We start from the raw sequence: 25,291 nt of genomic DNA on the forward strand, positions 1-25,291 counted from the left end.
GATGAGATCGATCCCGCCCAGATCACAATGAACCGGAGGAATTCGATGAAAGCATCCCTGATGTCGTTCGCTGTCCTGTCTCTCGGTCTCTCTGCAGGGCTGGCGGCCCAGCCCTATCCTTACGCGCCAGCGCCTGGTGCGGCGCCCTACGGCCCTGGATTCATGCCCGTCGCTCCCTGGGGAGCAGGGTCCTATCCGCGCGAGACGGCGCCGGGGCGGCAGGATGGCGCTCAGTCCCGATCGGCGGCTCCAGGGGATTCCGGCGGGGCGCGCTCGCTACCCGCGAGAACGGCTGGTCCGATGGCCGAGGCCAGCGCCAGACTCAAGGAGGGCATGGACCGTCTGCTCAAGTTCCTCGGTGAGCAGGATTCGATGAACAAGCTTCAGGTCGCGGCCTTCCTCGATCGCGAGATTGCCCCCTACTTCGACTTCGACTCCATGGCGCAATGGGTCGCTGGGCCGGGCTACCGCTCCATGTCGCCCAAGGAGCGCTCCGAGCTGACCGCCTGGCTGGAGTCCGATTTTCTCAGCGTGCTGGCCAGCAATCTGGTCGGTTATCAGGGGCAGCAGTTCCGCATGCTGACGCCTCGGCGCGGCCCGCGCGGTGCGGTCAACATCAATGTGGCGATCCTGCGGGCGGACACGTATCCCTCGACCCTCCAGTTCCGCATGGCCCCATCGGATCAGGGGTGGCGCGTCTATGACGTCGTCGCCAACGGCCGGAGCGCGGCCTCCTACTATCGGGTTCAGTTCCAGCGTATGGCGGGGCAGGTGAAGGGTGGGTCGGCCGTTCGATGAGGTCCGTTTCGGTCATGCCTCGGTGGGCCTCGTGAGCCGTCGGACGTCTCTGCAATGAAGGGTCGGCGCTTGCGCGGGAGCGATCCGAACGTCCGCATCGGGCGCCTCATGCTGTTGGGCGCCTGGGTGGTCGGGCTGGGGCTCCTGTTCGGTTTCTTCGAGGGTGTCATCGATCGCCAGGAGAATCCGAATCCCGATCCGGTCGCCACGCGAGGGCCGGACGGGACGCGGCAGGTGGTCCTTCGGCGCAATCGTTCCGGTCACTATGTCGCGACCGGGACCATCGATGGCCAGCCGGTGCGCTTTCTGGTCGACACGGGGGCAACCCAGGTCGCACTGCCGATCGATCTCGCCCGTCGGCTCGATCTGACGCTACGCCCAGGCGGGAACAGCATGACCGCGAACGGCGTGGTGCGGACCTGGAGCACGCGGCTCGATCGTGTCGAGATCGGCGGCCTGGTGGAACGCGATGTTCGGGCGAGTGTGCTACCCAACATGCCGGGCGATTCGGTGCTCCTGGGCATGAGCTATCTCAAGCACCTCGAACTCGTCCAGCGCGGCGATACGCTTACGCTACGCCGTTGACCGGTCGGAGCGACGGGTATGCATCTCGTCTGGGATTCCGCTTTGCGGTAATCTCGCCCGGCCCGGGCGCCCCGAGGGTGTTCGGCGTGCATCTTCATCGCAGTCAGAGGTGCTTGGATTTGAAGAATCCGTTAAACAAGGGGCGTGTAGGGGCCGCGATCGTCGGCTTGCTCGGTGTCGTGATGGTGGTGGTGATGTTTCAGACCGGCCGTCGTGGCAATCCCAATCCACATCCGGTCGCCTTCATCGGCGAGGGCGATGTCCAGCAAGTGGTTCTGAAACAGAACGACTTCAGCCAGTTCGTCGCTACCGGTCGGATCAATGACCGGCGGGTCGATTTCCTCGTGGATACGGGCTCGGTCGATGTCGCCATGCCGTATCGTGTCGCCGAGCGGCTCGAACTTCAGTTGACCCCAGGGCATGTCAGCAAGACGGGCAACGGCAACGTGCAAAGCTGGACCGCCTGGCTGGACCGTGTCGACATCGGGGGGCTGGTCGTCAGCGGGGTCAAGGCGACCGTGCTGCCCAACATGCAGGGCGATCAGGCCTTGCTCGGCATGGCCTATCTGAGGCATCTCGAAGTGGTGCTGGCCGGCGGTGAGATGACCCTGCGTCCCTATACGCAGCGTCCTTGAGGCGCGATCCGGTCGCCGCTATTCATGGTGCTTTTCGGTTTCGAGCAGACGCGCCTTCATGCGTCGCAGACCGAGCCAGGCGATCAGGACCACCAGCGGGGCCGAGAGTCCCGTCGCGTAGCTGGCCTCGATCGGGAAACCGTGGCCTTCGATCCCTTTGAAGAGATAGCCGATCAGACCGACCCCGTAGTAGCCGATGGCGATCACCGAGAGCCCTTCGACCGTCTCCTGCAAACGCAATTGGAGCTTGGCGCGCTGGTTCATGGATTCCAGCAGACTGCGGTTCTGCTCCTGAAGCCCAACCTCCACGCGGGCGCGCAGCAGACTGGTGAGACGCGCGGCCCGTTCTGCCAGGCCCTGCTGGCGCTTGGAGGTCGAGTTGCAGGTGGCGACGGCCGGGGCGAGTCGGGCCTCAAGGAACTCGGTGAAGGTTTGAAGACCCTCGATGCGTTTCTGGCGAAGCTGTTCCAGTCGCTGCTGGACGACGCCGTAGTAGGCGCGCGACGCCTCGAAGCGAGAGTTGGTGCGCGCCGCGATGGCCTCGATCTCGGAGGCCAGGGTCGTCAGGTCGTCGAGCAATTCGCTCTCGGCGCTTGATCCCGCAGCCTCTTTCTCGGTCATGCGCGCGGCGACCGCGACCAGGCGGCGATCACCCTGGCTCAGGATGGCATTCGCCTCGCGGGCGATCGGCAGTCCAATCAGCGCCATGGCCCGATAGGCGTTCAGTTCGAGGATGCGTTTGACCAGTCGCCCGGCCTGGCTGTTGGAGAGTCCTTGGTCACGTACCAGGATGCGCGAGTAGCCGTCGCTGTGGATGCGCATGTCCGACCAGGCACGTCCGGCTCCACCGACCACCTCCGAGCCGATGATGGGATTGCCCGAAAAGAAGGAATCGAGTTCCTCCTGGCTGCGTTCCGGCATGTCGCGTGATTCGAGCGCGAGCGAGGTCGCCGTAACGATTTCGCCGGGCATGTCGCGCAGCCATGCCTCGGGCAGCTCCCGCAATACGGGTTGTGCGAAGGGGTGGATGAAGGTGCCGTGCTTGGTGAAGGTGTAGGTGACGAATTCGGTGTGTCGCTCCCAGAGCATGCCGATGTCGCCGAGCATGGCCGAGTAGTGCTGGTCAATTTGGTCTGGAATCGGCAGTCCATAGTATTCGAGCAGGCGGAACAGGTGCCGTAGGTTGCGACCGCTGCCGCGCTCGCCGCAGATGGTCGCCAGATGCGAAACGCGTTCGGGTGCATGCAGCGGCTCATAGTTGCGCGCATGCAGTTCGGCAATGGCCTGATGACGCAGCGGATGTTCCTTGAACGGCAATGGCATGGTGAAACAACTCCTGGCAACGATGGGCCGCACAGATTAGCGGGAAATTATGACCCGACAAAGTCGCGATCTCTGTCGGTCCAGGGCGCTGGGGCTTGGGGTGGGCGAATTTTTCTTCGCCTTTCCGAGGGCTGTTGAAGTGACTGGCGTTTTGGTGGATAAGTACACCTGATCATGGGCCTCCGCGCGCAGTGGATCGATTGAGCCGTGCGCCAGAGCGGGTGCTGGCACTTTGGGGGGCTGGATGAATACACGCATTGAGATGTCTCTCGGGATGACCGAACAAATCGACTCGCAAACAGACTATGAGGATGAAACCGAGTCCTTGCGCAAGACGCTTGAGCGGATGCGCAAGGAGGCGGAGGAGGAAGTCATTCGCCTCAATCGCCGGCTCGCCGAACGGGAGTTCGAGCAGGACAGCTCGGTCGCGACCGCGACCGAGCGTCTCGCCATGCAGCAGGAGATGACGGTCCTGCAGCAGACTTTGGAGGCGAAGGAACAGGCGCTCGACCACATCACCGAGGAGTGTCGCCGACTCGAGGACGAGCTTGAGGACCAGAATATGGCCTTCGACGGTCTCAAGCAGGAGGTCGAGCGCAAGGACAAGGCCGTCAAGGAACTCCAATCCGAGCTCGACCGGTTGCGCGACGAGGTCGCCATGCTCAAGGCCCGACCGGAGGAGCCGCCTCCTGTCTTGATGTCTGCTCCGGTCGTTTCCGAGCCGCCGAAGATTCAGACCGCCTGGATCGTGATCGGGGCGCTGGTCATGTTCGTGCTGCTGTCGGCCACCATGCTCAGCTTTCTCTATCTCTTCTGGGACCGAATCCATATCCAACTTCCGGGGCTTCAGCTCGGCGGTGCGGTTCCGGTTGAGATCATCGCCGAGCGTCCGCCGCCGTCGATTGCCGTCCAGCCCCCGGATCCGAAGCCGGCCAGTGCCCCGGTCGCGGCGCCGCAGGCTCCGGCCGCGGTCGGGGCGTCGTCCTCGCCCCAGGTCGCCGCGACACGGCCCACGTCGCCTCGGGTGCGCAACGACCGTTTGCGCAGTGGCGCCCTGGGGCCGGCGATGGTGCTGGTGGAGGGCGGTCGCTTCAAGATGGGCAACGCCAGCCTTGCGGGAGCAGATTTCAGCCCGCCGCACGAGGTGACGGTTGCGTCTTTTCTGATCGGTCTCAACGAGGTGACCTTTCAGGACTATGCGCGATTTACGCGCGCGACCGGCCGCGCGCCACCCGACGACTATGGCTGGGGTCGCGGTTCGCGTCCGGTAGTCGGGGTGAGCTGGAACGATGCCAGTGAATACGTGGCATGGCTCTCGCGGGAGACCGGCAGGGTGTATCGGTTGCCGACCGAGGCCGAGTGGGAATATGCCGCTCGGGCGTCAACCAATACGCCTTTCTGGTGGGGCTACGGCATCGAACCGGGTCGGGCCGTCTGTTTCGATTGCGGCTCCCGCTGGGACAATCGCTCCACCGCTCCGGTCGGATCCTTTCCCGCCAACCCATTCGGTCTTTACGATACGGCCGGGAATGCCATGGAGTGGGTCGACGACTGCTACACACCCCATTATCGCGGCGCCCCGACCGATGGGCGCTCCTGGCTCGTTCCCGGCTGTGCCGAGCGGGTCGCGCGCGGGGGCGCCTTCAACAAGCCTTCCTCCTCCATGCGAGTCTTCGTCCGAGCGCATTTCGCACTGGGAACGCGGCTCGATATGCTGGGCTTTCGGGTGGCCCGCGATCTCTGATCCCAACGGCATGTTCCTGACTGGCGGCGGTGCGATCCTCGGCGTCGGTATCGTCACGCTCGATCTCGTCAATCAGGTCGAGAGCTATCCGGTCGAGGATGCCGAGATTCGCGCCCTGAGCCAGCGGCGTACGCGCGGCGGCAACGTGGCCAACAGTCTTGGTGTGCTGAGCCAACTGGGGCATGTCTGTCGCTGGGTCGGGACCCTGGCCGACGACGACACCAGTCGCTGGGTTTGCACGGATTTTGCGCGCCAAGGCATCGATACGAGCCATGCAGTCGTTCATCCGGGTGGGGCGACGCCGACCTCGTACATCACGCTGAGCCGCGCCACCGGAAGCCGGACCATCGTTCACCATCGCGATCTACCCGAACTGGATGAGGAGGCGTTCGCGCGGGTTTCGCTCGAGGGTGTGGGCTGGGTGCATTTCGAGGGCCGCAACCCGGTTGCGACCGGCCGCATGATGGATCGCGCGCGTCGGTTCGCGCCCGGCATCCGGGTGTCGCTGGAGCTGGAGAAGCCTCGAGATGGGATCGAGGTCTTGCTGGATCGCCCCGATCTCATCCTCGCTGGACGCGCCTATGCCGAGGCGTTGGGTTTCGACGCGCCCGATGCCTTTGTGGCCGACCTGATGTCGCGCACCCAGGCCCGGCTCTGCGTCGCGGCTTGGGGCGCTGCGGGCGCGACCCTGGCCGTGCGCGACGGCGCGATCGTGCATGTCCCGGCTGAGCCTCCGCCGTGCGTGCTCGATACCCTGGCGGCTGGCGATACCTTTAACGCGGGCGTGATCGATGCGCTCATGCGCGGTCTGGAGCCGCGCACGGCGGTCGGGCAGGCCGTGCGGCTGGCGGGGTTCAAGTGTGGCCGAATCGGGCTCGACGGACTCGTCGAGGAGGCGCGTCGAACCGGACTGGTGCTGGTGTGATGGCGGCGACGTCTTGCCGTTTGTCTCAGGGCGCCGGGTTGGGCTGCTCGACGTGGATCGCCTCGATTTCGGCGATCAGGTCGTCATCCAATGTCAGATCGAGGCTCGCCAGATTGCTCTCCAGCTGCTCCAGCGTGGTGGCTCCGATGATGTTGGCGGTGGTGAATGGACGGCTGGTCACCCAGGCGAGCGCCATCTGGGCCGGGTCCAGTCCGTGGCGGCGGGCCAGTGCCACGTATTCGCCAGCCGCGCGCTCGGTCTGTGGATTGGAATAGCGGCTGAAGCGCGAGAAGAGTGTGATCCGGCCATCGGCGGGTCGCTGGCCGTTGAGATATTTTCCCGACAGGACGCCGAACGCCATTGGCGAATAGGCCAGCAACCCGCACTGCTCGCGGATGGCGACCTCGGCCAGTCCGACCTCGAAGCTGCGATTGAGCAGGTTGTAGGGATTCTGGATGCTCACCATGCGCGGCAGTCCCTGCTGCTCGGCGAGCGCAAGGAAACGCATCAGACCCCAGGGCGTTTCGTTGGAGACGCCGATGTGGCGGATCTTGCCCGCCTTCACCTGATCGGACAGCACCTCCAGCGTTTCCAGCAAGGGGATGCTCTCGTCCTCCGCGCTCGCGGTGTAGCCGAGCTTGCCGAAGAAGTTGGTCTTGCGATCCGGCCAGTGGAGCTGGTAGAGGTCGATCCAATCGGTCTGCAGACGCTTGAGGCTGGCATCGAGCGCGGCCTCGATATTGGGTCGGTCGAGCCGGTGGGTGCCGCCCCGGATGTGGGGCAGCCAGTCGCCCGGTCCGGCGACCTTGGTCGCCAGCACCAATCGGTCGCGGCACCCTCTGGATTTCAGCCAGGTTCCGATGTACTGCTCGGTGCGGCCCTGGGTCTCGCCCAAGGGCGGCACCGGATACACCTCGGCCGTGTCGATGAAATTGATCCCGGCCGCTACGGCTCGGTCCAGTTGGGCGTGTGCATCGGCCTCGGTGTTCTGCTGACCGAAGGTCATGGTGCCGAGGCAGAGCGCGCTGACCTGGATGTCGGTTCGTCCTAGTGGTCTGAGCTGCATGGTGTCTCCTCTCGGGATGGGCGTGATATGTTTTCTCGATCGAGCCCTGGTTCGGTTCAGTGGGTGCTCGATGGTGTCGTGACTGCAATTGTACTCCTCGCGGTGCTCATGGCCGGGCGCGACGGGTCAGGGATTTGGTGGGAGGCTGGATCATGCGTTGGTTGGGCACGGCAGCTGGTGGCGCCCTGGGCTTGCTGTTCGGCGGTCCGGTCGGGGCCCTGTTCGGCGCCATTTTGGGGCAGGGCGTCGACCGAGGCTTGGCCGGAGGTTACCTCCGTGCGGATCTGTCGACCGAGCAGCGTGGACGCATCCAAGAGCGGTTCTTTGAGGCCGTCTTCAGCCTCCTGGGTCATCTCGCCAAGGCCGACGGCCGGGTCAGCGAGGCCGAGATCGCCTATGCCGAGTCGGTGATGGATCGCATGGATCTGTCGCCCGCGTTGCGTCGTACCGCGATCGATCTCTTCACCCAGGGCAAATCGGCGCAGTTCGATTGCTTCGCGATGGTCGAGGGCTTGAGCCGCTCCTGCTCCGGGCAGCATGCGCTATTGCGGTTGCTACTGGAGATCCTGCTGGGCATGGCGTATGTCGAGTCGGCCCCGACCCGTGAGCAGCGCGATCTGCTGGATCGGGTGCGGCGCGCCCTCAAGGTTTCATCATTCGAATTCAAGGGATTGGAACATTTGGTGATGCTGCAGCGTCGCGTGCGGTCGTCGGCTGGGCGCGGGGGAGGCGATGAGCGCGCCACGGACGAGGCGCCTAGAGCGCACCCCCTATCCGAGTCCTATGCCACGCTTGGCATCGAGCCCGAGTCGAGCGTGCCCGAGATCAAGCGGGCCTATCGACGTCTGCTGAGTCAGCACCATCCGGACAAGCTGGCCTCGCGCGGTCTGCCCGAGGAGGCGCTGCACATAGCGGCGCGCAAGACCCACGAGATCCGCCGTGCCTATGAGGAGATCGCCCAGGCTCGTGGCTTCTGAATCCTCATTCCGCCGATCCATGCCTTGCGGTCGAGTGAAAATCTCGCGCGCATGGGTTAGAGTTGCCCGCTGCTAGAGGCGTTGCCCGCCTCAAGACGGCACCAGATTCGATATTCCAATAACGATTTAAATCCTGATCCGGGCGGCGGTGCTTGCGCTTCCGTCACGCATCCTGGGGGACACGACAGATGGCGGCTGATTTCATTGCACCTTCGATTCTTTCGGCGGACTTCGCCAAGCTCGGCGAAGAGGTCGACAACGTCTTGGCTGCGGGCGCGGACATCGTCCATTTCGATGTGATGGACAACCATTACGTGCCCAACCTCACCATCGGCCCGCTGGTCTGCGAGGCGCTGCGCAAGCATGGCGTCACGGCGCCGATCGACGTGCATCTGATGGTCAAGCCGGTCGATCGCATCATTCCGGACTTCGCTGCGGCGGGCGCGACCTACATCACCTTCCATCCCGAGGCGAGCGAACACGTCGATCGCACCCTGCAGCTGATTCGCGGCGAGGGCTGCAAGGCGGGCCTGGTCTTCAATCCGGCGACCTCGCTAAGCTACCTGGACTATGTGCTGGACAAGGTGGATATGATTCTGCTGATGTCGGTCAATCCGGGCTTCGGTGGCCAGAGCTTCATTCCATCCGCACTGGACAAGCTGAGCGAGGTGCGCGAGATCATCGACGATTCGGGTTTCGATATCCGGCTTGAGGTCGACGGTGGGGTCAAGGCGGATAACATCGCCGAGATCAAGGCGGCGGGCGCCGACACCTTCGTCTCCGGATCCGGTATCTTCGGCAAGGCCAAGGAGACGGATCCGCATCGCTACGACAGCATCATCCGTCAGATGCGCGAGGCACTGGCCTCCGTCGATCGCTGAAACCCACGCCTAATCAAGGAGCTGTTACCGCATGCTGCGGCCGAAGATGATTCTGCTCGACCTGGATGGAACGCTCGTCGATAGCGTTCCGGACCTTGCCTATTGCGTCGATGCCATGATGGCGCAGCTCGGCCGGCCGGTTCGAGGCGAGGCCGCCGTGCGGGCTTGGGTGGGTAACGGGATCGAGCGTCTGGTGCGCCGCGCCTTGATCGGCACGCTGGACGGCGAGCCCGACGAGGTGGACTACCAGCGCGCCTATCCCATCTTCCTCGAACTCTATGCCGAGAATACCTTCAAGCGCTCGGGTCTCTATCCGGGCGTGCGCGAAGGGATCGATTTTTTGAAGGCGGCGGCGTATCCGCTGGGGTTGGTCACCAACAAGGCGCGCTGTTTCACCGAGCCGCTGCTGAAACATGTCGGGCTCTACGACGACTTCGGCATTCTCGTGTGCGGCGACACCTTGCCGCGCAAGAAGCCGGATCCGCTGCCCTTGCTGCACGCAGCCGGTCATTTCGATGCTGTGCCGGAGGACTCGCTGATGATCGGCGACTCGATCAGCGACGTTAAGGCGGCGCGGGCCGCCGGTTTCGGGATTATTTGCACCAGCTACGGTTACAATCACGGCCAGGATATTCGAGATTCCAACCCAGATGCCGTGATCGATTCACTCACCGAACTTCAATGCCTCTTGGCCCCGGCGGCCTGATCGGGACGGGGGCAGTCAGCATGAGCATACCGGCTAGACGAGCAATGTTGGGGCGGCGATGGCGACGCTAGGACGCCTCCGCCACCCCTAGATTTCGTTTTTTGCTCGGAGACTCCGATGACCCCCAAGACCTTTCGTGCCCTGTCGGACCAGGGCCACAACCGTATTCCTGTCGCCTGTGAAGTTCTTGCCGACCTCGAAACCCCGCTGAGCGTCTATCTCAAGCTGGCCGACGGACCCTATTCCTACCTGCTCGAATCCGTTCAGGGCGGCGAGAAATGGGGGCGTTACTCCATCATCGGGCTGCCCTGCCGCACCCGTATCAAGATCAGCGGACATCAGGTCCAGGTCGAGCGTGACGGGCGCGTCATCGAGGAGGTTGAGAGCGAGGACCCTCTGGCCTGGCTGGAAGAATTCCAGCAGCGCTTCCAGGTGGCCGATCTGGCCGATCTGCCGCGTTTCACCGGAGGTCTCGTCGGCTACTTCGGTTACGACACCATCCGCTATATCGAGCCTCGGCTCGCCACCTGCCCCAATCCGGATCAGTTGGGTACGCCCGACATCCTGCTGATGGTCTCGGACGAGGTGGTCGTGTTCGACAACCTCAGCGGTCGCATGTACATCGTCCTGCATCTGGATCCGACTGCGGGCGACACCCTGGAGGCGGGCGAGGCGCGGCTCGCCGAACTCACCGAGCGCATGCGGCAGGGCACGCCGAACCGCAACGGGACTGGCTCCGAGCGCCAGGTGAGCGAATCCGATTTCGTCTCCGGCTTCACCGAGGAGGGGTTTAAGCAGGCGGTCGAGCGCATCAAGGCATACATCCTTGACGGCGACTGCATGCAGACGGTGCTGTCGCAGCGTCTTTCGATTCCCTTCCAGGCCCGTCCGCTGGATCTCTATCGCGCGCTGCGCGGTCTCAATCCATCGCCCTACATGTACTTCATGGATTTCGACGACTTCCAGGTCGTCGGTTCCTCGCCCGAGATCCTGACCCGTCTTGAGGACGGCGTCGTCACGGTGCGCCCGATCGCGGGCACGCGCCGGCGCGGCTATACAGAGGAAGAGGACAAGGCGCTGGAGGCCGAGCTCCTGGAGGATCCCAAGGAGCTGGCCGAGCACCTGATGCTGATCGATTTGGGCCGCAACGATGCTGGGCGCGTCGCCGAGATCGGCAGTGTGCGCCTGACCGATCGCATGATCGTCGAGCGCTATTCGCATGTGATGCACATCGTCTCCAACGTGGTCGGCGAGCTCAAGGAGGGCATGACCGCCATCGACGTGCTGCGCGCCACCTTCCCGGCCGGTACCGTCTCCGGTGCGCCCAAGATCCGCGCCATGGAGATCCTCGACGAGCTGGAGCCGGTCAAGCGCGGCATCTATTCGGGGGCGATCGGCTACATCTCCTGGACAGGCAACATGGATACCGCCATCGCCATCCGCACCGCAGTCATCAAGGACGGCACCCTGCACATCCAGGCTGGTGCCGGCATCGTGGCCGACTCCCAGCCGGACCTGGAATGGCAGGAGACCATGAACAAGGGCCGCGCCGTTTTCCGTGCCGTGACCGCCGCCGAGGTTGGCGTCGATCGCTACGGCTGTGGCGTGAAGCGGGTCTGAGGGCGATCGCTCCGATCTCCCTCTGGTGACGACTGAACAACGGGATGGCCGCAACATGTTGCTGATGATCGATAACTATGACTCCTTCACCTATAACCTGGTGCAGTATTTCGGTGAGCTGGGAGCCGACGTGCGGGTGGTGCGTAACGACGAGATGAGCGTCGACCAGGTGGTCGCGCTTCAGCCCGAGCGCATCGTGATATCACCGGGGCCCTGTACCCCGAACGAGGCCGGTATCTCGGTGCCGCTGATCCAGGCGATGGCCGGGCGGCTGCCCATTCTCGGCGTCTGTCTGGGGCATCAGTCCATCGGCCAGGCATTCGGTGGTCATATCGTCAAGGCGCCGGAGGTCATGCACGGCAAGACCTCGAAGGTGTATCACACCGACCAGGGCGTCTTTTCCGGTTTGTCCAATCCATTCGAGGCGACACGCTATCACTCGCTGGTCATCGACCCCGACCGCCTGCCCGAGTGTCTGGAGGTGACCGCCTGGACCCAGACCCCGGATGGCGAGCGTGAGGCCATCATGGGCGTGCGTCATCGCGAGCTGGCGATCCAGGGCGTGCAGTTTCACCCCGAATCGATCCTGACCCAGCATGGTCACGACATGCTGCGGAACTTCATCGAAGACCGCTGAGCATTTCGACGAGGACCCTGATATGGAATTGAAGGACGCTATCGCCCGCTGCATCGAGGGTGGGGATTTGAGCGGCGAGGAGATGACCCGCGTGATGCGAACCATCATGACGGGCGGTGCGACCTCGGCCCAGATCGCTGGATTCCTGGTCGCGTTGCGCATGAAGGGCGAGTCGGTGGCGGAGATCGCCGCCGCTGCCTCGGTGATGCGCGAGCTGGCGACCGGGGTCGAGCTGATCGGGCTCGATCATACGGTCGACATCGTCGGGACAGGGGGCGACGCCTCCGGGACCTTCAACGTCTCGACCACCAGCATGTTCGTCGCGGCCGCCGCCGGTTGTCATGTCGCCAAGCACGGCAACCGCTCGGTCTCCAGCAAGTCTGGAGCGGCCGATGTCCTGGAGGCGGCGGGCGTGCGTCTCGACTTGATCCCGGAGCAGGTGGTGCGCTGTGTGCGCGAGGTCGGTGTGGGCTTTATGTTCGCGCCCGGCCATCACAGCGCCATGAAGCATGCGATCGGTCCGCGGCGTGAGCTGGGCGTGCGCACCATCTTCAATGTGCTCGGTCCACTCACCAATCCGGCCCGCGTGCCGAACCAGGTGCTGGGCGTCTTCAGCGAGACCTTGCTGGAACCGCTGGCCGAGGTCTTGCAGCGGCTGGGCAGCCGTCACGTTCTGGTCGTGCATTCGCGTGATGGACTCGACGAGATCAGCATCGCCGACACCACGGATGTCGCCGAACTCAAATCGGGCGAGATCCACCGCTACAGCATTCGCCCCGAGGACTTCGGTTTGCAGCGTGCCGCGCTGGATGAGATCCGCGTTGAGGATCCAGCCCAGAGCCTGGATCTGGTCCGTTCCGTATTGTCCGGGCAGGCCGGTCCGGGACGCGACATCGTCCAGCTCAATGCCGGCGCTGCGATCTATGCGGCCGGTCGCGCGCGGACTCTGGCCGAGGGCATCGCGACTGCCGGCGAGGTGCTGGCAAGCGGCGAAGCGGCGCGTCGTCTGGAGCGCCTGGTGGCGCTGACGAGCGGGTTTTAGTTAGCTTTCAGCTGCCAGGTTTCAGCCTCCAGCCGCCAGCTTTCAGTGGAGGTTGCATCGTTCCTCGGCTGTTTGCTCACCTGGCTGGTCGCTCGCACCGGTTGCTTCGAGACTGAGCTGGAATCGAACGGCTTCCGATATAAAGCTGATAGCTGGAGGCTGGCAGCTTCAACATTCCATCCGACAACGGCAGAACGACATGGCAGAGACACCGGATATCCTGAAGAAGATCGTGCGGCGCAAGGAGGAGGAGGTGAGTGCTCGTGCCGAGCGTTTACCTATGTCCGAGCTCGTGGCGCGCACCGCCGATGCCTCGCCGGTGCGTGGCTTTGCCGATGCGCTCTCGGCGGCTGTCGCGGCCGGTCGGCCGGCCGTGATTGCGGAGATCAAGAAGGCCAGCCCGAGCAAGGGGCTGCTGCGCGAGGACTTCCGTCCGTCCGAGATCGCCGCCAGCTATGCGCGCTCGGGCGCGGCCTGTCTCTCGGTGCTGACCGACATCGATTTCTTCCAGGGCAGCGACGCCTATCTGATCGAGGCCCGCGCGGCCTGCGATCTGCCGGTAATCCGCAAGGATTTCATCATCGACCCCTATCAGGTCCAGGAGGCGCGTGCCATCGGTGCCGATTGCATCCTGCTGATCGCCGCCTGTCTCGAAGACGACCAGCTCGCCGATTTGAGCGCGCTCGCTCAATCGTTGGGGCTGGATGTGCTGGTCGAGGTGCACGATGCCGAGGAGTTGCAGCGCGCCTTGGCGGTGCCGGGACGCCTGATCGGCATCAACAACCGCAATCTGCGCACCTTCGAGGTCTCGTTGGAGGTCACTCTGGGATTGTTGGACGCCGTCCCGAGCGATCGCCTGCTGGTCACTGAAAGTGGGATCCTGGTGCGCGAGGACGTGACCCGGATGCGCGAGAACGGTGTGAACGCCTTCCTCGTCGGCGAGGCCTTCATGCGCGCCCCGGATCCGGGCTTACAGCTCGCGAGCCTGTTTTTCTGAGGCAGGTAGGGCGCAATAGTCCGTCTTCGAGGGTGGCTTCGTCGCTTTGCAGCCGGTGAAGCGTTCGATGAGCTGCCGCCGTTCGATCTTGGGGGGCGGCCGTATTGCGCCGTTCGTAAGCCAGCGGGATCGGCCGAAGACTTACCCTCGTCTTCCATGCGGCGCAATACGCTGTCGCTATTGCGCCCTACGTCGGTTTCGGGAAACGCCAGAAGAATGCGCTATCGGGTCCCGTAGACCACGATGGTCTTGCCCTTGACGCTGACCAGCCCCTGTTCTTCGAGGTTCTTCATCACGCGTCCCGCCATCTCGCGCGAGCAACCGACGATACGGCCGAGTTCCTGGCGGGTGACGCGGATCTGCATTCCATCCGGGTGGGTCATGGCGTCCGGCTGCTTGCAGAGATCGAGCAGGGTTCCGGCGATGCGGCCGGTGACGTCCAGAAAGGCGAGATGTCCGACCTTGCGGCTGGTGATGCGCAGACGCTGTGACAGCTGCAGCCCGATGCTGTAGAGAAATTCTTTGGCAACGTCGCGCAGTTCGTCGCTCAGCAGACGGTCGAGACGTTGGTAGGTGATCTCGGCGACCTTGCACTTGGTGCGGGTGCGGATGATGACGCTGCGCGTGTTCTCGGGGACGAAGAGTCCCATCTCGCCAATGAACTCACCCTTGTTGATATAGGCGAGCATCAATTCGCGACGCTCTTCCTCATCGAAGATGAGGGCGGAGACCGAACCCTCGATCAGATAATAGAGACTTTCCGCAGCCTGTCCCTGTCGAATGAAATCGACGTTCTTGTCATAGCTCTTGGTATGGCACTGAGCCAGAAAGGGTTCCAGCCACTTAGGATCTTCTTTCAGGGGTCTCAGAATAGTCATGGGTTGCTGTGTCGTCCGGGCCGCGTTTTTAAAAGATTCTAGGCGTGGTATGGCACCTTGTCGAACTGTGCTAGCCTCGCCCGATGTCGTGAGAAACAGGGTCTTTTCGGTCTTGGTTTCGTTCGGCGTGGAGGATGCGAGACAGGTCGCTCTCCCTATGTGTTGTGTACAGTCTTGCGGTCGCCCGTGCAACCCAAGGCGCCGCAATGCGATTTTTATCCAGCGAAGACTGGATCCAGACAATCCAAAGGTGTGCGTTGATGAAGGCGAGGGTCAAGTGGATCGATGGGGCTGCCATGCTCGGCGAGTCCGCCTCTGGGCATGGTGTCGTCATGGATGGTCCGCCGGAGCTGGGAGGACGTAATGTCGGTGTCAGGCCGATGGAGATGCTGCTTCTAGGGATGGGGGGGTGCACCCAGTTCGATGTGCTTCTGATCCTGCGCAAGGCGCGTCAGGAAGTCACCGATTGTGTCGTGGAACTGGAGGCCGAGCGGGCCGATTCAGACCCCAAGGTATTCACGCGCATACACGCGCATTTCGTCGTCACCGGTAAGGGCTTGGATCCCAAGCGGGTCGAGCAGGCGATCCGTCTCAGCGCGGAAAAATACTGTTCGGCTTCGATCATGCTCGGCGCGTCGGCTACCGTGACGCACGATTTCGAGGTGCGCGAGGCCTGAATCTGCGCCTTGTCGACGGGGCGAGTCGGGACCGCAGGGTGTCGCGTTCGACCCCATCTGAATCGGCGGGTTTGAAAGGGTAGGGCGGTTCTTCCAAACCGCTTCGCTCGGAGATGTCTTCCGGACAGTGAGGCTGCCCCGGGTTTCGCTGTGCTCCGCCCGGGCTAGGAGGCGCGATGCGCGGGTCCTGTTAGATCCAGTAGACGGTGCGGGTCATGATGCGCGAGGTCAGCTTCATCGCGGCCTGGATCGGTGCGGGGAGGTCCACGCCTCCGGCCGCCTTGGCCACCTGGGCATGACGAACCTCGTCGGCCTTCATCTGTTCTAGGATCGAACGGCTCTTGCCATCCTGAGCCGGGATCTGCTCCAAATGCCCGGCCAGGTGGTTTTCGACTTGCCGCTCGGTCTCGACTACGAATCCGAGGCTCCACTTGTCCCCGGCGAGTCCAGCTGAAGCACCCATGGCGAAGGACCCGGCGTACCAGAGCGGGTTCAGCAGGCTTTTTCGAGCGCCGAGCTCGTCCAGTCGCTCTGCGCACCAGGCGAGATGATCGTTCTCCTCCTCGGCCGAGCGCTCCATGCGGTCGCGCGTTTCGGGCAGTTTGGCGGTCAATGCCTGGCCCTGATAGAGGGCCTGGGCGCAGACCTCTCCGGTGTGATTGATGCGCATCAGGCGCGCGATGTGCCGGCGCTGATCGTTGCGCAGTTCCGGTTCCAGGTGCGCGTCGGCGGGGTTCGGGCGCTCGGTCGTTTGGGGGCGGCCAAAAAGGGTGCGCAATGCCTGGTCGGCATTGATGAGTAGGCGGTCCACCGACGAGTAGCGTCGGGTCTGATGGGTGTGTGTCGTCATGTCGAAATAAACCGTTTGAATGATGCGATGCACAAGAGTCTGAGTTTTGGATCGTCGCTTTTCAACTCGGCATCTGTCGCGCCAGCAATTCCATCGGATGGATGACCTCGACCGAGCGTCCGGCCTCTTGGACGCCAGCGAGCAGGTGCAGCGCGCACCCGGAGTTGGTTGTGACGATGATGTCCGGTGAGGCTGACAGCGCTGGATCCAGCTTGTTCGCAAGCAGCGCGGCGGACATCTCGGGCTGCTGCAGCAGATAGGTCCCGGCGGCTCCGCAGCAGCGATGATTCTCCGGCATCGGGGCCAGGTCCAGTTCGGGAATTCGCTCCAGTAGGTGGTGCACGGAGGCGTTGCCTCCCAGCAGGTTGCGGTGCGAGCAGGGTTCGTGAACCAGCACCCGCGCCCGCAGCGGGCGTAATTGGAGCGCTTCGGGCCAGGGCTGTCGATCGAGGTAATCGCAGATCTCCCATGCGTCGGCGAGCTCGGGCGATTCGCGCAGTTCGGCGACGCAGGCGCTCGACAGTCCGACCAATGGGCGATTCGAGCCCGTCTCGACCAGTGCGTTGCGATGCGACCTGGCCGCGTCCGGGAAACCGTTGTGCCGCAGCATGGCCCCGCAGCAGGACGCCGTGTCGGGAAGGTTGGCGCGAATGCCGAGCCGTTCGAAGACCTCCATCGCCGCAGCGATGGCTCCACCCTGAGCCGTCTCGCCGCTACAGCCCACGAAGAGATCGATGTCGGTCGATTCCCGAGCCGCTGGAACGCGGGTGCGTGCATTGACCGCGATGGCCCCTGTGAGTCGGAAGAAGGGGGATAGCCTCGGATGTCGGTCGAGTCGCAGCCATCGAGCCAGCCGAGCCAACGGGCTGTGCGCATAACTTTTGGCGAAGCGCCCTAGGGCCGCGTTGAGGCGCGGGTTGGACAGCGCGGCGATCCAACTCTGGTCGAGCGCGCGGCGCCAGCGTGACTGGCTCGCCACCCTGCGCGTCTTGGCGCCATCCATGATCTGGCCGAACGCCACCAGGGACGGGCAGCCCGTCTCGCAGGCGCGGCAGGTCAGGCAGCCGTCCAGGTGGCCGGCCAATCGTGGCGTCATCGCCAAGTCGCCGTTCACCCAGCCCTGGACGAGAGAGATCCGTCCGCGCGGCGAATCCGCCTCGTTGCGGGTCTGTGCGTAAGTCGGGCAGAGCGGTAGACAGAGTCCGCATTTCACGCATTGATCGGCAAGTCGAAGCAGTTCCTTATCCGAGCGACAGGATGGATCCGTGGTGCAATGAGAGTGGATCGGTCGTTCGGAACGACCGTTTCGCGGCAGTTGTTTCACAGGGCAAGAAAGGGGCGGTTGATTCGCGGAGGATCGAGTAAGGATGAGAGATGCGGTCGGGGCGAGAGGGAGTCCGGAGGCTCGGCGACCTCTGTCGCGCCGAGTCATGGTAACCTCGAAGCCGTGTCATGAGTGTAATTCAGGCTATTGAAGATGGCTTACTACAAAACGCATCTGTTCGTTTGCACCAATCAGCGCGACGATGGCCGCCAATGTTGCTCCGCCTCCGGTGGTAGCTCGGTGCGGGATTACCTCAAGCGTCGCATCAAGGAACTTGGGTTGGCTGGGCCGGGCGGCACGCGGGTCAACGCGGCGGGTTGCTTCGGTCGCTGCGGCGAGGGGCCTGTCATGGTGATCTACCCGGAAGCCGTCTGGTACAGCTTCGCTAACGAAGATGACGCCGAGGAAATCCTCCAGGAGCACGTCATTCACGGCCGTGTCGTCGAACGGCTGAAACTGCCCGGTTAGGCCGCTGTGTCGCGCAGCGATTGCCCGGTTGTATTCGATGCAGCATTCGGCAATAATAACGGGCTACGCGAACAGGCTGCCAGCCCTGATGCCGAGGTTGATTTCAGCACTGGGCATCTCATAGACGCAAGGCGATTCGGTAGAGCCTGCCCCTCCGTCGACGGGAAGTGAGAGACTCTAAAAAGTGGGAGTCGCTACCCTTGACGATTTACTCTGTTGCGTCCGCGATTTTGATCGTGTATAGTTCGCGGTCTTTCTCGAAGCAATGAATTTACGGCCTGCGCGCAACCATACACAGTGCGCCGGGCTCCCCGGAGCGAAGGATCATGACGACGACTGTTAGCGCCAAACCCGCCGAGGTTCGCCGCGCCTGGTATCTGGTTGACGCCGATGGTAAGACCCTCGGTCGCTTGGCTAGTGAGCTGGCGCTTCGCTTGCGTGGCAAGCACAAGCCCCAGTACACCCCCCATGTGGACACTGGCGACTATCTCGTTGTGGTCAATGCCGAGAAGATTCGTGTGACTGGCAATAAGTTGCAGGACAAGATGTACTACCGTCATACCGGTTACGTCGGCAACCTCAAGTCCACCAATCTGAGCAAGCTGCTCGAGACCGCTCCGGAACGTGCGATCGAGCTGGCCGTTAAGGGCATGCTTCCGCGCGGCCCCCTGGGGCGTGCCATGTTCAAGAAGCTGCGCGTCTATGCTGGACCGAACCACGGTCATCAGGCACAGCAGCCTCAGGTCCTTGAGCTCAACGTATAGGAATTTCTGGAATGTCCGAAACGCAACTCGCTACCGGTCGCCGCAAGACATCTGCAGCACGGGTCTTCCTGTCGGTGGGCTCCGGCACCATCACGGTCAATGGTCGCCCGCTTGATCAGTTCTTCGGTCGTGAAACGGCTCGCATGGTCGTGCGTCAGCCGCTCGAAACCGCCGGTCTCGTCGATCGCCTTGATGTCAATGTCACCGTTTCCGGTGGCGGCAACACCGGGCAGGCAGGCGCTATCCGTCACGGCATCGCCCGCGCACTCGTTCTTTATAACGAAGAACTGCGCTCCCCGATGCGTCGCGCCGGCTTCCTGACTCGCGATGCTCGCGAAGTCGAGCGTAAGAAAGTGGGTCTGCACAAGGCGCGTAAGCGTCCGCAGTTCTCCAAGCGTTAATTTTCGCCCCTGTATCTGGTGTTCTCCTGGGCAAACAACGGTTATAATCACCGTCCCAGTCGAGATCACCGGATCTGGCGCTGAAAAGCAGTTTATTGGGGGATCGTCTAGCGGCAGGACTACGGACTCTGACTCCGTCAACCAAGGTTCGAATCCTTGTCCCCCAGCCAAACAAAAGAAGGGCTTAGTCGTGAGACTAAGCCCTTCTTTTTTGCTCCGATTTTCGATTCTGCTTATGGCGGCAAGCGTCATCGCCGCCGCCAACGGAATCCCTGCCTAGATCGTCCCTTTCTCGCGAGATCATCCTGGCGGCCGATCTGCTTGGCTGGCGATATGCGCACTGGCACATGTTTCCGCGCACCAGTTTCTATCTCATTATCGTCTTCGTCAGAGCGCAGTTTCACCCCGAGATGTGGCTGGCGCTGCCGTTCGATTCGTGTATGCGGCGACGTTGAATGTTGGCCGTATAGCGTTCAGTCTGTTGCTGGTGTGCGACTTTCTGGGGCTGGGTCCGCTGCTGCATGATCGACTCAGATCCTCGTCAGCGTCTCAATGTATCTTCCCCTCTTCTCGAGACTAAATCGGAATTCTTGTACACGCATCGATTTTGATTTGTGAATGATAAACGTCAATAGTGTCGATTTATATTGGCTCTTGATTTGATGTGGGTCATTGACGGTCCATCTCGTGTCGATCACATTAAAAATAAGTGTGTAAAGAATCGGCAGATTCGTTCTGCCTGGAATTGCCGATGGATGGAACTGATTTCAGCCGCTTTGAGCGGTTGTCGCAACGCAATGAACGCTTTGGTGTGGTTGATCCGTCGCGTATCGAGGCGAGTGCAACCCTTTTCGATGCCTTGGCCCAAGGTATTGATGTGTTCGGGCCACATGAATCACCTGAGGAGGCGTGCCAGCGTCAGAGCGTTCTGCGCTGTGGCGTGGGCCGGGTCGAGATGCTGAAGATCCGAGGCGCCGCACTTGCCATCGACGCAGCAGGATGCGGCAACTCGGCCCGTATTGCGGCTTTGGTCCTGCTGGAGGGGGCGGGTGTCATCCGTCAGGGCGAGCGCCGGGTTGAGTTGGAGGCGGGGGATCTTTGTTTGCTGCGCAGTGGGCGGGCGCTCTCGGTCGATGTCGTCGGACCCTATCGTCTGGCGCTGGTCGAAGTGTCTGAGGAGGAGGTCGTCGATCGCTTTCCGCTGTGGCGCGCGGCCATGATGACGCCGATTCGTGGCACGAGCGGTGTTCCGGCGGTCTTCTGCGATGCCGTGCGTTCGCTGCATCGCTGGCAGGATTCGCTGAGCGTTTCGGCAGGGAGCGATCATCTGGCGGATGTCATCATCAATCTGATCGGCGCCCTGGTCTGCTTCGCGGTCCCGGTCAACAAGGATTGTCTGCAGCAGTCGCTCTACCAGAAGGATCGGATCAAAAAGGTCGTTTTGAGCAATCTGCGCAATCCCGACCTGGACGTGGATCTGATCGCCGAGTCGGTTGGGCTCTCTGCCCGCCAGGTGCACCGGGTCTTCGCCGACGAGGGAACCTCCCTGATGCGCTGGGTTTGGGTGCAGCGGCTGGAGGAGTGCTACCGCGAACTGTGTCAGGAGTCCTCGGGACGCCGCTCGATCAGCGACGTCGCCTTCACCTGGGGTTTCAACGACCAGGCCCATTTCAGCCGGGCTTTCCGCAAACATTTCGGTCTTTCTCCGCGCGACGCGCGTCGCCGCGCCTCTTCCGAACTCATCGATTGATCTTCCTCCCTGTGGGCGAGCTCCTGTGCTGGCGGATTCCCGCCCTCGGCAGGATGCATCGCGCCCGATTCATTCGCGTGTCACGCAGAGTCAAAACCCCTGTCATTTTGCGTCAATAACGGCGCCGGCCTCTTTGTCAGACTAGACCCCTGTCCTCAGGCCCCTGAATTTCAGAGGGCCGCCCCCTGACGGTTCCTACGGGCCGCGACCTCAGGGCGATAAGAAATACAGGCGGGCGCCGGTCCTGGCGCTCGATCAGAACGATAAGAAGATCGAGGAGTGCAATGAGCATCTATTCCTTGCTTGTGCCCGCTCGCGCGGGAGGGCGGCTGGCGGCTGCGACTGTGTTGGCGTTGTTAGCCGTTTCCTGTTCGCCCAGCCACAAGGGGACGGTCCCCGACGAATCCAACTCCGCACATCCTGGGACGGAGGTGGATCTGATGAATCAGGATTCGACCTATATCGGGGAGAAGGCCTGTCTCGAGTGCCATGCGCATGCGAACGAGCATGCCAGCATGGGCAAGCATCTGAAGGCGTTTCGCTCCAATCCGCGCACGCCGGCCCAGACCGAGATGTGCGAGGCCTGTCATGGACCGGGATCCAAGCATGCCGCCGACAGCCTGAATCGCTCGCTGATCATCGGCTACACCCGTGACTGGGGTACGCCGGTGGCGGTCCAGAACGCCCAGTGTCAGACCTGTCATAAGGGTGGCGGTCAGATGCACTGGACCAGCTCGGCCCATGACCGGGCTGGCGTCGCCTGCAGCGACTGTCACAACCCGATGGTGAAAAACTCGTTGAACGGCGCACTGGTCCGTTCGACCATCTCCGAGACATGTTTCAACTGCCATCAGCAACAGCGCGCGGACTTCCACAAGCGATCCCACATGCCGCTGCCCGAGGGCAAGATGAGCTGCGTCGATTGCCACAATCCGCACGGTTCGAGCACGCGTCCCTTACTCAAGGGCGATACCGTCAACGACGTTTGCTACACCTGCCACGCCGAGAAGCGCGGTCCCTTCATCTGGGAGCACGCCCCGGTGCGTGAGAACTGCGCCAATTGCCATCTGCCGCACGGTTCGAACAACGAGAAACTGCTGGTTGCGCCGCGTCCCTGGCTATGCCAGCAGTGCCATGACGCATCGATCGGCCATCCCGGTCAGCTGTTCAACAACAGCCAGACGGCGGCGTCCGCCCTGATCGGCGGTGCTCAGAGCCAACGGGTCATCGGCCGCTCCTGCCAGAACTGCCATACCCAGGTCCACGGCAGCAATCATCCCTCCGGCGCGAGGTGGCAGCGATGAACCGAACACTCAGCGAAGGCCTGTGTCATGACCCGCTTCGGGGTCAGTGCGGACGCAAGACGGGGAGGGATGAGATGAAATCCTGGAGAACGACCTTGGCGCTCTGCGTCTCGGCGGCGGTCGCGCAGATGATCGCCGTCCCGGTGCGAGCGGATTCAGCGGCTGGCGTCGGCGAGCATCTGGGCAACGCACTCAATCCTCTGACGCTCAAGACCGTTCCCGAGCACGATCCGGATGGCCTGGATGCCTGGCCGGACGAGCGCACCCCGACCGGCAAGCTCTTGGGCTGGCCGGCGAAGGTGCCGGAGACCAGCTCCGCAGGAGATGGCTGGGTCTATCATGGCCAGATCGAGATCGGTGGTATGGCGACCGGCGGCGATACGGACAATGCCTGGTTCCGAACCTACAAGGATTTGCCGGACTCCGGGCTCTATCTGAACAATTTCTCCGTGCAGGCAGAGCAACTGGGCAAGGGTAAGGGCTACTTCTTCGAGGCGTTGGGCGGCGGCGTCGGCTATCGCGACCAATTCGAGGGTATCAGCCTCGGACGCTATAACGACTGGTCGGTGAAGTTCTTCTATAACGAGACCCCGCACGTCTTCACCAACCGCTATCGCAGCCTCTGGAGCGGTGTGGGCAGCAGCAATCTCACCCTGAACGGGGTGCCGGCCGGTGGGGTCGGGGTCAAGAATGCTGACGGAACGATGAACGCGACGGATAGTCAGACCGCAACCGTCGCTGGCTTGCGAAGCGCGATCGAGGCGGTGGAGGACTCGGAGCTGAGCCTGGTTCGCGAGACCGGTGGTGTGAGCTTCGATAAATATCTGTCCAGCAAGTGGCGCTTCATCGGGCGCTACAGCCTGGAGCATCGCGACGGCTCGCGCCCCTTCGGCGCCGTGTTCGGCGGCGGTGGTGGCGGTGGTAGCGTGGAGATCCCGGAATCGATCGACTACGACACCCACGACATTCTGGCCATGCTGCGGTTCGACGACGGCAAGAACAGCCTCAATCTGCAGACCAACGTCTCGCTGTTCCGCAACAACATCGACACGCTCACCTTCGAGAACCCGCTCTACGTTTCGACCAACACGGTCGCCGCATCCTCGGGCGTCTTGGATCCGACCCGCTTCACCAGCGGGCGCTACGATCTCTATCCCGACAACGACTTCTACAACATCAAGGCCGAATACGGTCGTTCGATGCCTGAGTGGTACCACAGCCGTTTTACCGCGACCGTGTCGTTGAGCAAGATGAAGCAGAATGATCATCTGATCGCGCCCACGACCAGCGATCTGAGCGGCATCTCGATCAATGGCGTGTCGGCCGAGAACAATTGGAACACCACGTCCGCGCTGAGTCGCCAGCGTGCTGGCGCCGAGATCGATACCCGGCTGTTCGATGTGGCCTTCTCGATGCGTCCCACCGACAAGCTCGGACTCGACACCAAGATCCGCTACTACGAAACCGACAACAAGACCGATTATCTGGCCTGCAACCCGCTCACCGGGCAGTGGGGCCGGTTGCTGAACGACGGCACCGGTGGCGCCTTCGCCTTCCCCAATACCTCGGCTGGAAACAATCCGGCTGGAACTCTCGCCACCGCTTACGACTCGGCCGGGTGCAACCTAAATGCGGTCAAGGCGCTGGGGTTGGTCCCCAGTTCGGGCGCGTCCAATATCCGCAACGTTCCCTATGAGTACAGCAAGACCAACGTCGAGTTCGGCGGCGAATACCGGCTGGCCCGAGGTCAAACCATTACCGGGCATATCGAGCGCGAGCAATACAAGCGCGAGCATCGCGAGCGCGATTCGACCTGGGAGGACAGGCTCAAGATCGGCTATCTCAACCGGGCCTACCAATGGGGCACGATAAGAGGCTCCGCCGAGGTCGGCCGTCGACGCGGCGACAGCTACGATCCCGACCCCTACGAAGAGTTCTTCAGTGTCTCATTGGGGCCGGAACCGACCGCCGACGTGACCAATCTCTTCAGTTGGATCCATGCGATGAAGTCCTTCCGCAAGTTCGATCTCGCCGACCGCGATCGGCTCGCGCTCGACCTGCGTCTGGATCTCATCGCGCGGCACGATCTGGACGTTGGGATCAGCGGTCAGTATCGCCAAAACCGCTTTCCCGACTCCGATTTCGGGCGCAAGGACGATCAGACGCTCGGAACCGCCTCGCTCGACGTCAACTGGCAGCCGTCCGACAAATTGGGGCTCTATGGCTATTACAGCTATCAGCGCTCCTCCATGACCCAGTCCAGCATCCAGCCGAACGGCTGCGTCATCGGCAACTACTACTATTTCTACAGTGACGGTGCCGTCGCCAGCGGATCCACTCCAACCGCCCCGGCCCGCAGCGGCGCGAGCCTGGTCGATACGGTGTTGGTGTCCTCCGGCAACTGGAGCTCCCAGTGCAGCGATCATGCGGCCAACAGTCCGCTATGGACGGAGAGCAGGAAGTGGACCGTCGACTACGACGACACCAATCACGCTGTCGGTCTCGGTGGACGCTACGATTTCGGCTTCGCACGGCTGGAACTGGACTACAGCTATGTGACCGGTACCTCCAGTCTGGACTACAGCTACAACGATGCGGCGCTTGGCCTGAGTTCCGCCGTCGTGGCGCTGGCCGGGGGCGGTATGCCCGATTCCGACTACAACCAGCACACTCTGGGTCTGAATCTGGTCTTCCCCATCTCCAAGTCGGTCGCCCTGCGAGCCATCTACCGCTACGAACAGGGCAGCGTCGATGATTGGCACTATGCCGGGGTGGCCGCCAACCCGGTACCCACGGACTCGGGAAGCCAGGCGGTCTACCTGGATGCCGGATCCCAGGACTATCACGACAACACCGTGGGCCTGCTGGTGCAGGTGAACTTCTGAACCTCATGCGATGCGGGTTCGGGAGTTGATGCAGCGTCCGGGCCTGGTCGTCGC

At 62.7% G+C, this 25,291-nt stretch carries 24 protein-coding genes and 1 tRNA gene; 20 read left to right on the plus strand and 5 right to left on the minus strand.

Features of this window, described 5'->3' with window-relative positions:
* The first annotated feature begins 45 nt into the window (after positions 1–45).
* The 3 genes from THIDRDRAFT_RS03255 (at position 46) to THIDRDRAFT_RS03265 (ending at position 2,018) form a co-directional block, all read left to right on the plus strand.
* Positions 46–798, plus strand: a complete 753-nt coding sequence (locus THIDRDRAFT_RS03255; protein ID WP_007039372.1) for an MlaC/ttg2D family ABC transporter substrate-binding protein — start codon at positions 46–48, stop codon at positions 796–798.
* Positions 799–852: 54 nt separating this feature from the next.
* Entirely contained in the window at positions 853–1,383 is a 531-nt protein-coding gene (locus THIDRDRAFT_RS03260; RefSeq protein WP_007039373.1) for a retropepsin-like aspartic protease family protein, read from the plus strand.
* Between the two features lie 119 nt (positions 1,384–1,502).
* Positions 1,503–2,018 carry a retropepsin-like aspartic protease family protein gene (locus THIDRDRAFT_RS03265; protein ID WP_040843821.1) on the plus strand — a complete coding sequence of 172 codons (516 nt, stop codon included), beginning with the start codon at positions 1,503–1,505 and terminating at the stop codon, positions 2,016–2,018.
* A gap of 18 nt (positions 2,019–2,036) precedes the next feature.
* Here the strand turns inward: THIDRDRAFT_RS03265 and THIDRDRAFT_RS03270 are convergent, their stop codons facing one another.
* On the minus strand, positions 2,037–3,341 hold the full coding sequence (locus THIDRDRAFT_RS03270; RefSeq protein WP_007039375.1) for a DUF3422 family protein: 1,305 nt from the start codon (positions 3,339–3,341) through the stop codon (positions 2,037–2,039).
* A 244-nt stretch (positions 3,342–3,585) separates the two neighbouring features.
* Between THIDRDRAFT_RS03270 and THIDRDRAFT_RS03275 the strand changes: the two genes are divergently transcribed.
* Complete coding sequence (locus THIDRDRAFT_RS03275) at positions 3,586–5,085, plus strand: formylglycine-generating enzyme family protein (protein WP_007039376.1); 1,500 nt, start codon at positions 3,586–3,588, stop codon at positions 5,083–5,085.
* Positions 5,086–5,095: 10 nt separating this feature from the next.
* On the plus strand, positions 5,096–6,010 hold the full coding sequence (locus THIDRDRAFT_RS03280) for a PfkB family carbohydrate kinase (RefSeq protein ID WP_007039377.1): 915 nt from the start codon (positions 5,096–5,098) through the stop codon (positions 6,008–6,010).
* Positions 6,011–6,035: 25 nt separating this feature from the next.
* Here THIDRDRAFT_RS03280 and THIDRDRAFT_RS03285 read toward each other — a convergent pair whose 3' ends face one another.
* Entirely contained in the window at positions 6,036–7,076 is a 1,041-nt protein-coding gene (locus THIDRDRAFT_RS03285; RefSeq protein ID WP_007039378.1) for an NADP(H)-dependent aldo-keto reductase, read from the minus strand.
* Positions 7,077–7,228: 152 nt separating this feature from the next.
* On the opposite strand from THIDRDRAFT_RS03285, the gene djlA reads away from it, so the two are divergent.
* The 7 genes from djlA (at position 7,229) to trpC (ending at position 13,936) form a co-directional block, all read left to right on the plus strand.
* Entirely contained in the window at positions 7,229–8,053 is an 825-nt protein-coding gene (djlA, locus tag THIDRDRAFT_RS03290) for a co-chaperone DjlA (protein ID WP_007039379.1), read from the plus strand.
* A 188-nt stretch (positions 8,054–8,241) separates the two neighbouring features.
* Complete coding sequence (gene rpe / locus THIDRDRAFT_RS03295) at positions 8,242–8,934, plus strand: ribulose-phosphate 3-epimerase (protein WP_007039380.1); 693 nt, start codon at positions 8,242–8,244, stop codon at positions 8,932–8,934.
* Between the two features lie 31 nt (positions 8,935–8,965).
* Positions 8,966–9,640 carry a phosphoglycolate phosphatase gene (locus THIDRDRAFT_RS03300; RefSeq protein WP_007039381.1) on the plus strand — a complete coding sequence of 225 codons (675 nt, stop codon included), beginning with the start codon at positions 8,966–8,968 and terminating at the stop codon, positions 9,638–9,640.
* A 117-nt stretch (positions 9,641–9,757) separates the two neighbouring features.
* A complete protein-coding gene (trpE, locus tag THIDRDRAFT_RS03305; RefSeq protein WP_007039382.1) occupies positions 9,758–11,260 on the plus strand; it encodes an anthranilate synthase component I in 1,503 nt (500 codons plus the stop codon).
* Between the two features lie 55 nt (positions 11,261–11,315).
* The gene (locus THIDRDRAFT_RS03310; protein ID WP_007039383.1) at positions 11,316–11,897 is read left to right on the plus strand and encodes an anthranilate synthase component II; all 582 of its coding nucleotides are present in this window, start codon (positions 11,316–11,318) and stop codon (positions 11,895–11,897) included.
* 22 nt (positions 11,898–11,919) lie between these two features.
* Complete coding sequence (gene trpD / locus THIDRDRAFT_RS03315; RefSeq protein ID WP_007039384.1) at positions 11,920–12,939, plus strand: anthranilate phosphoribosyltransferase; 1,020 nt, start codon at positions 11,920–11,922, stop codon at positions 12,937–12,939.
* Positions 12,940–13,138: 199 nt separating this feature from the next.
* Complete coding sequence (gene trpC / locus THIDRDRAFT_RS03320) at positions 13,139–13,936, plus strand: indole-3-glycerol phosphate synthase TrpC (protein ID WP_007039385.1); 798 nt, start codon at positions 13,139–13,141, stop codon at positions 13,934–13,936.
* 221 nt (positions 13,937–14,157) lie between these two features.
* On the opposite strand, the gene crp is transcribed toward trpC, so the two are convergent.
* Positions 14,158–14,814: a cAMP-activated global transcriptional regulator CRP gene (gene crp / locus THIDRDRAFT_RS03325; protein ID WP_007039386.1), complete on the minus strand. Its 657-nt coding sequence runs from the start codon at positions 14,812–14,814 to the stop codon at positions 14,158–14,160.
* A 260-nt stretch (positions 14,815–15,074) separates the two neighbouring features.
* Here crp and THIDRDRAFT_RS03330 point away from each other — a divergent pair, with 260 nt between their 5' ends.
* Positions 15,075–15,491 carry an OsmC family protein gene (locus THIDRDRAFT_RS03330; RefSeq protein ID WP_007039387.1) on the plus strand — a complete coding sequence of 139 codons (417 nt, stop codon included), beginning with the start codon at positions 15,075–15,077 and terminating at the stop codon, positions 15,489–15,491.
* Positions 15,492–15,681: 190 nt separating this feature from the next.
* On the opposite strand, the gene coq7 is transcribed toward THIDRDRAFT_RS03330, so the two are convergent.
* Positions 15,682–16,341, minus strand: coding sequence for a 2-polyprenyl-3-methyl-6-methoxy-1,4-benzoquinone monooxygenase (coq7, locus tag THIDRDRAFT_RS03335; protein WP_007039388.1), 660 nt, complete (start codon positions 16,339–16,341; stop codon positions 15,682–15,684).
* 61 nt (positions 16,342–16,402) lie between these two features.
* Positions 16,403–17,554, minus strand: a complete 1,152-nt coding sequence (locus THIDRDRAFT_RS03340) for a (Fe-S)-binding protein (protein WP_245535771.1) — start codon at positions 17,552–17,554, stop codon at positions 16,403–16,405.
* A gap of 264 nt (positions 17,555–17,818) precedes the next feature.
* On the opposite strand from THIDRDRAFT_RS03340, the gene THIDRDRAFT_RS03345 reads away from it, so the two are divergent.
* The 7 genes from THIDRDRAFT_RS03345 (at position 17,819) to THIDRDRAFT_RS03375 (ending at position 25,237) form a co-directional block, all read left to right on the plus strand.
* Complete coding sequence (locus THIDRDRAFT_RS03345) at positions 17,819–18,133, plus strand: (2Fe-2S) ferredoxin domain-containing protein (protein WP_007039390.1); 315 nt, start codon at positions 17,819–17,821, stop codon at positions 18,131–18,133.
* A 326-nt stretch (positions 18,134–18,459) separates the two neighbouring features.
* Positions 18,460–18,897 carry a 50S ribosomal protein L13 gene (gene rplM / locus THIDRDRAFT_RS03350; protein WP_007039391.1) on the plus strand — a complete coding sequence of 146 codons (438 nt, stop codon included), beginning with the start codon at positions 18,460–18,462 and terminating at the stop codon, positions 18,895–18,897.
* Between the two features lie 11 nt (positions 18,898–18,908).
* Positions 18,909–19,298: a 30S ribosomal protein S9 gene (gene rpsI / locus THIDRDRAFT_RS03355; protein ID WP_007039392.1), complete on the plus strand. Its 390-nt coding sequence runs from the start codon at positions 18,909–18,911 to the stop codon at positions 19,296–19,298.
* A 96-nt stretch (positions 19,299–19,394) separates the two neighbouring features.
* Positions 19,395–19,468: transfer RNA gene (locus THIDRDRAFT_RS03360), tRNA-Gln, on the plus strand.
* A gap of 581 nt (positions 19,469–20,049) precedes the next feature.
* The gene (locus THIDRDRAFT_RS03365; protein ID WP_007039394.1) at positions 20,050–21,048 is read left to right on the plus strand and encodes a helix-turn-helix domain-containing protein; all 999 of its coding nucleotides are present in this window, start codon (positions 20,050–20,052) and stop codon (positions 21,046–21,048) included.
* Positions 21,049–21,488: 440 nt separating this feature from the next.
* The gene (locus THIDRDRAFT_RS03370; protein ID WP_245535772.1) at positions 21,489–22,352 is read left to right on the plus strand and encodes a DmsE family decaheme c-type cytochrome; all 864 of its coding nucleotides are present in this window, start codon (positions 21,489–21,491) and stop codon (positions 22,350–22,352) included.
* Between the two features lie 74 nt (positions 22,353–22,426).
* Positions 22,427–25,237, plus strand: coding sequence for an MtrB/PioB family outer membrane beta-barrel protein (locus THIDRDRAFT_RS03375; protein ID WP_040843755.1), 2,811 nt, complete (start codon positions 22,427–22,429; stop codon positions 25,235–25,237).
* Positions 25,238–25,291 lie beyond the last annotated feature (54 nt).

It is taken from the genome of Thiorhodococcus drewsii AZ1 (assembly GCF_000224065.1).
GTDB lineage: Bacteria > Pseudomonadota > Gammaproteobacteria > Chromatiales > Chromatiaceae > Imhoffiella > Imhoffiella drewsii.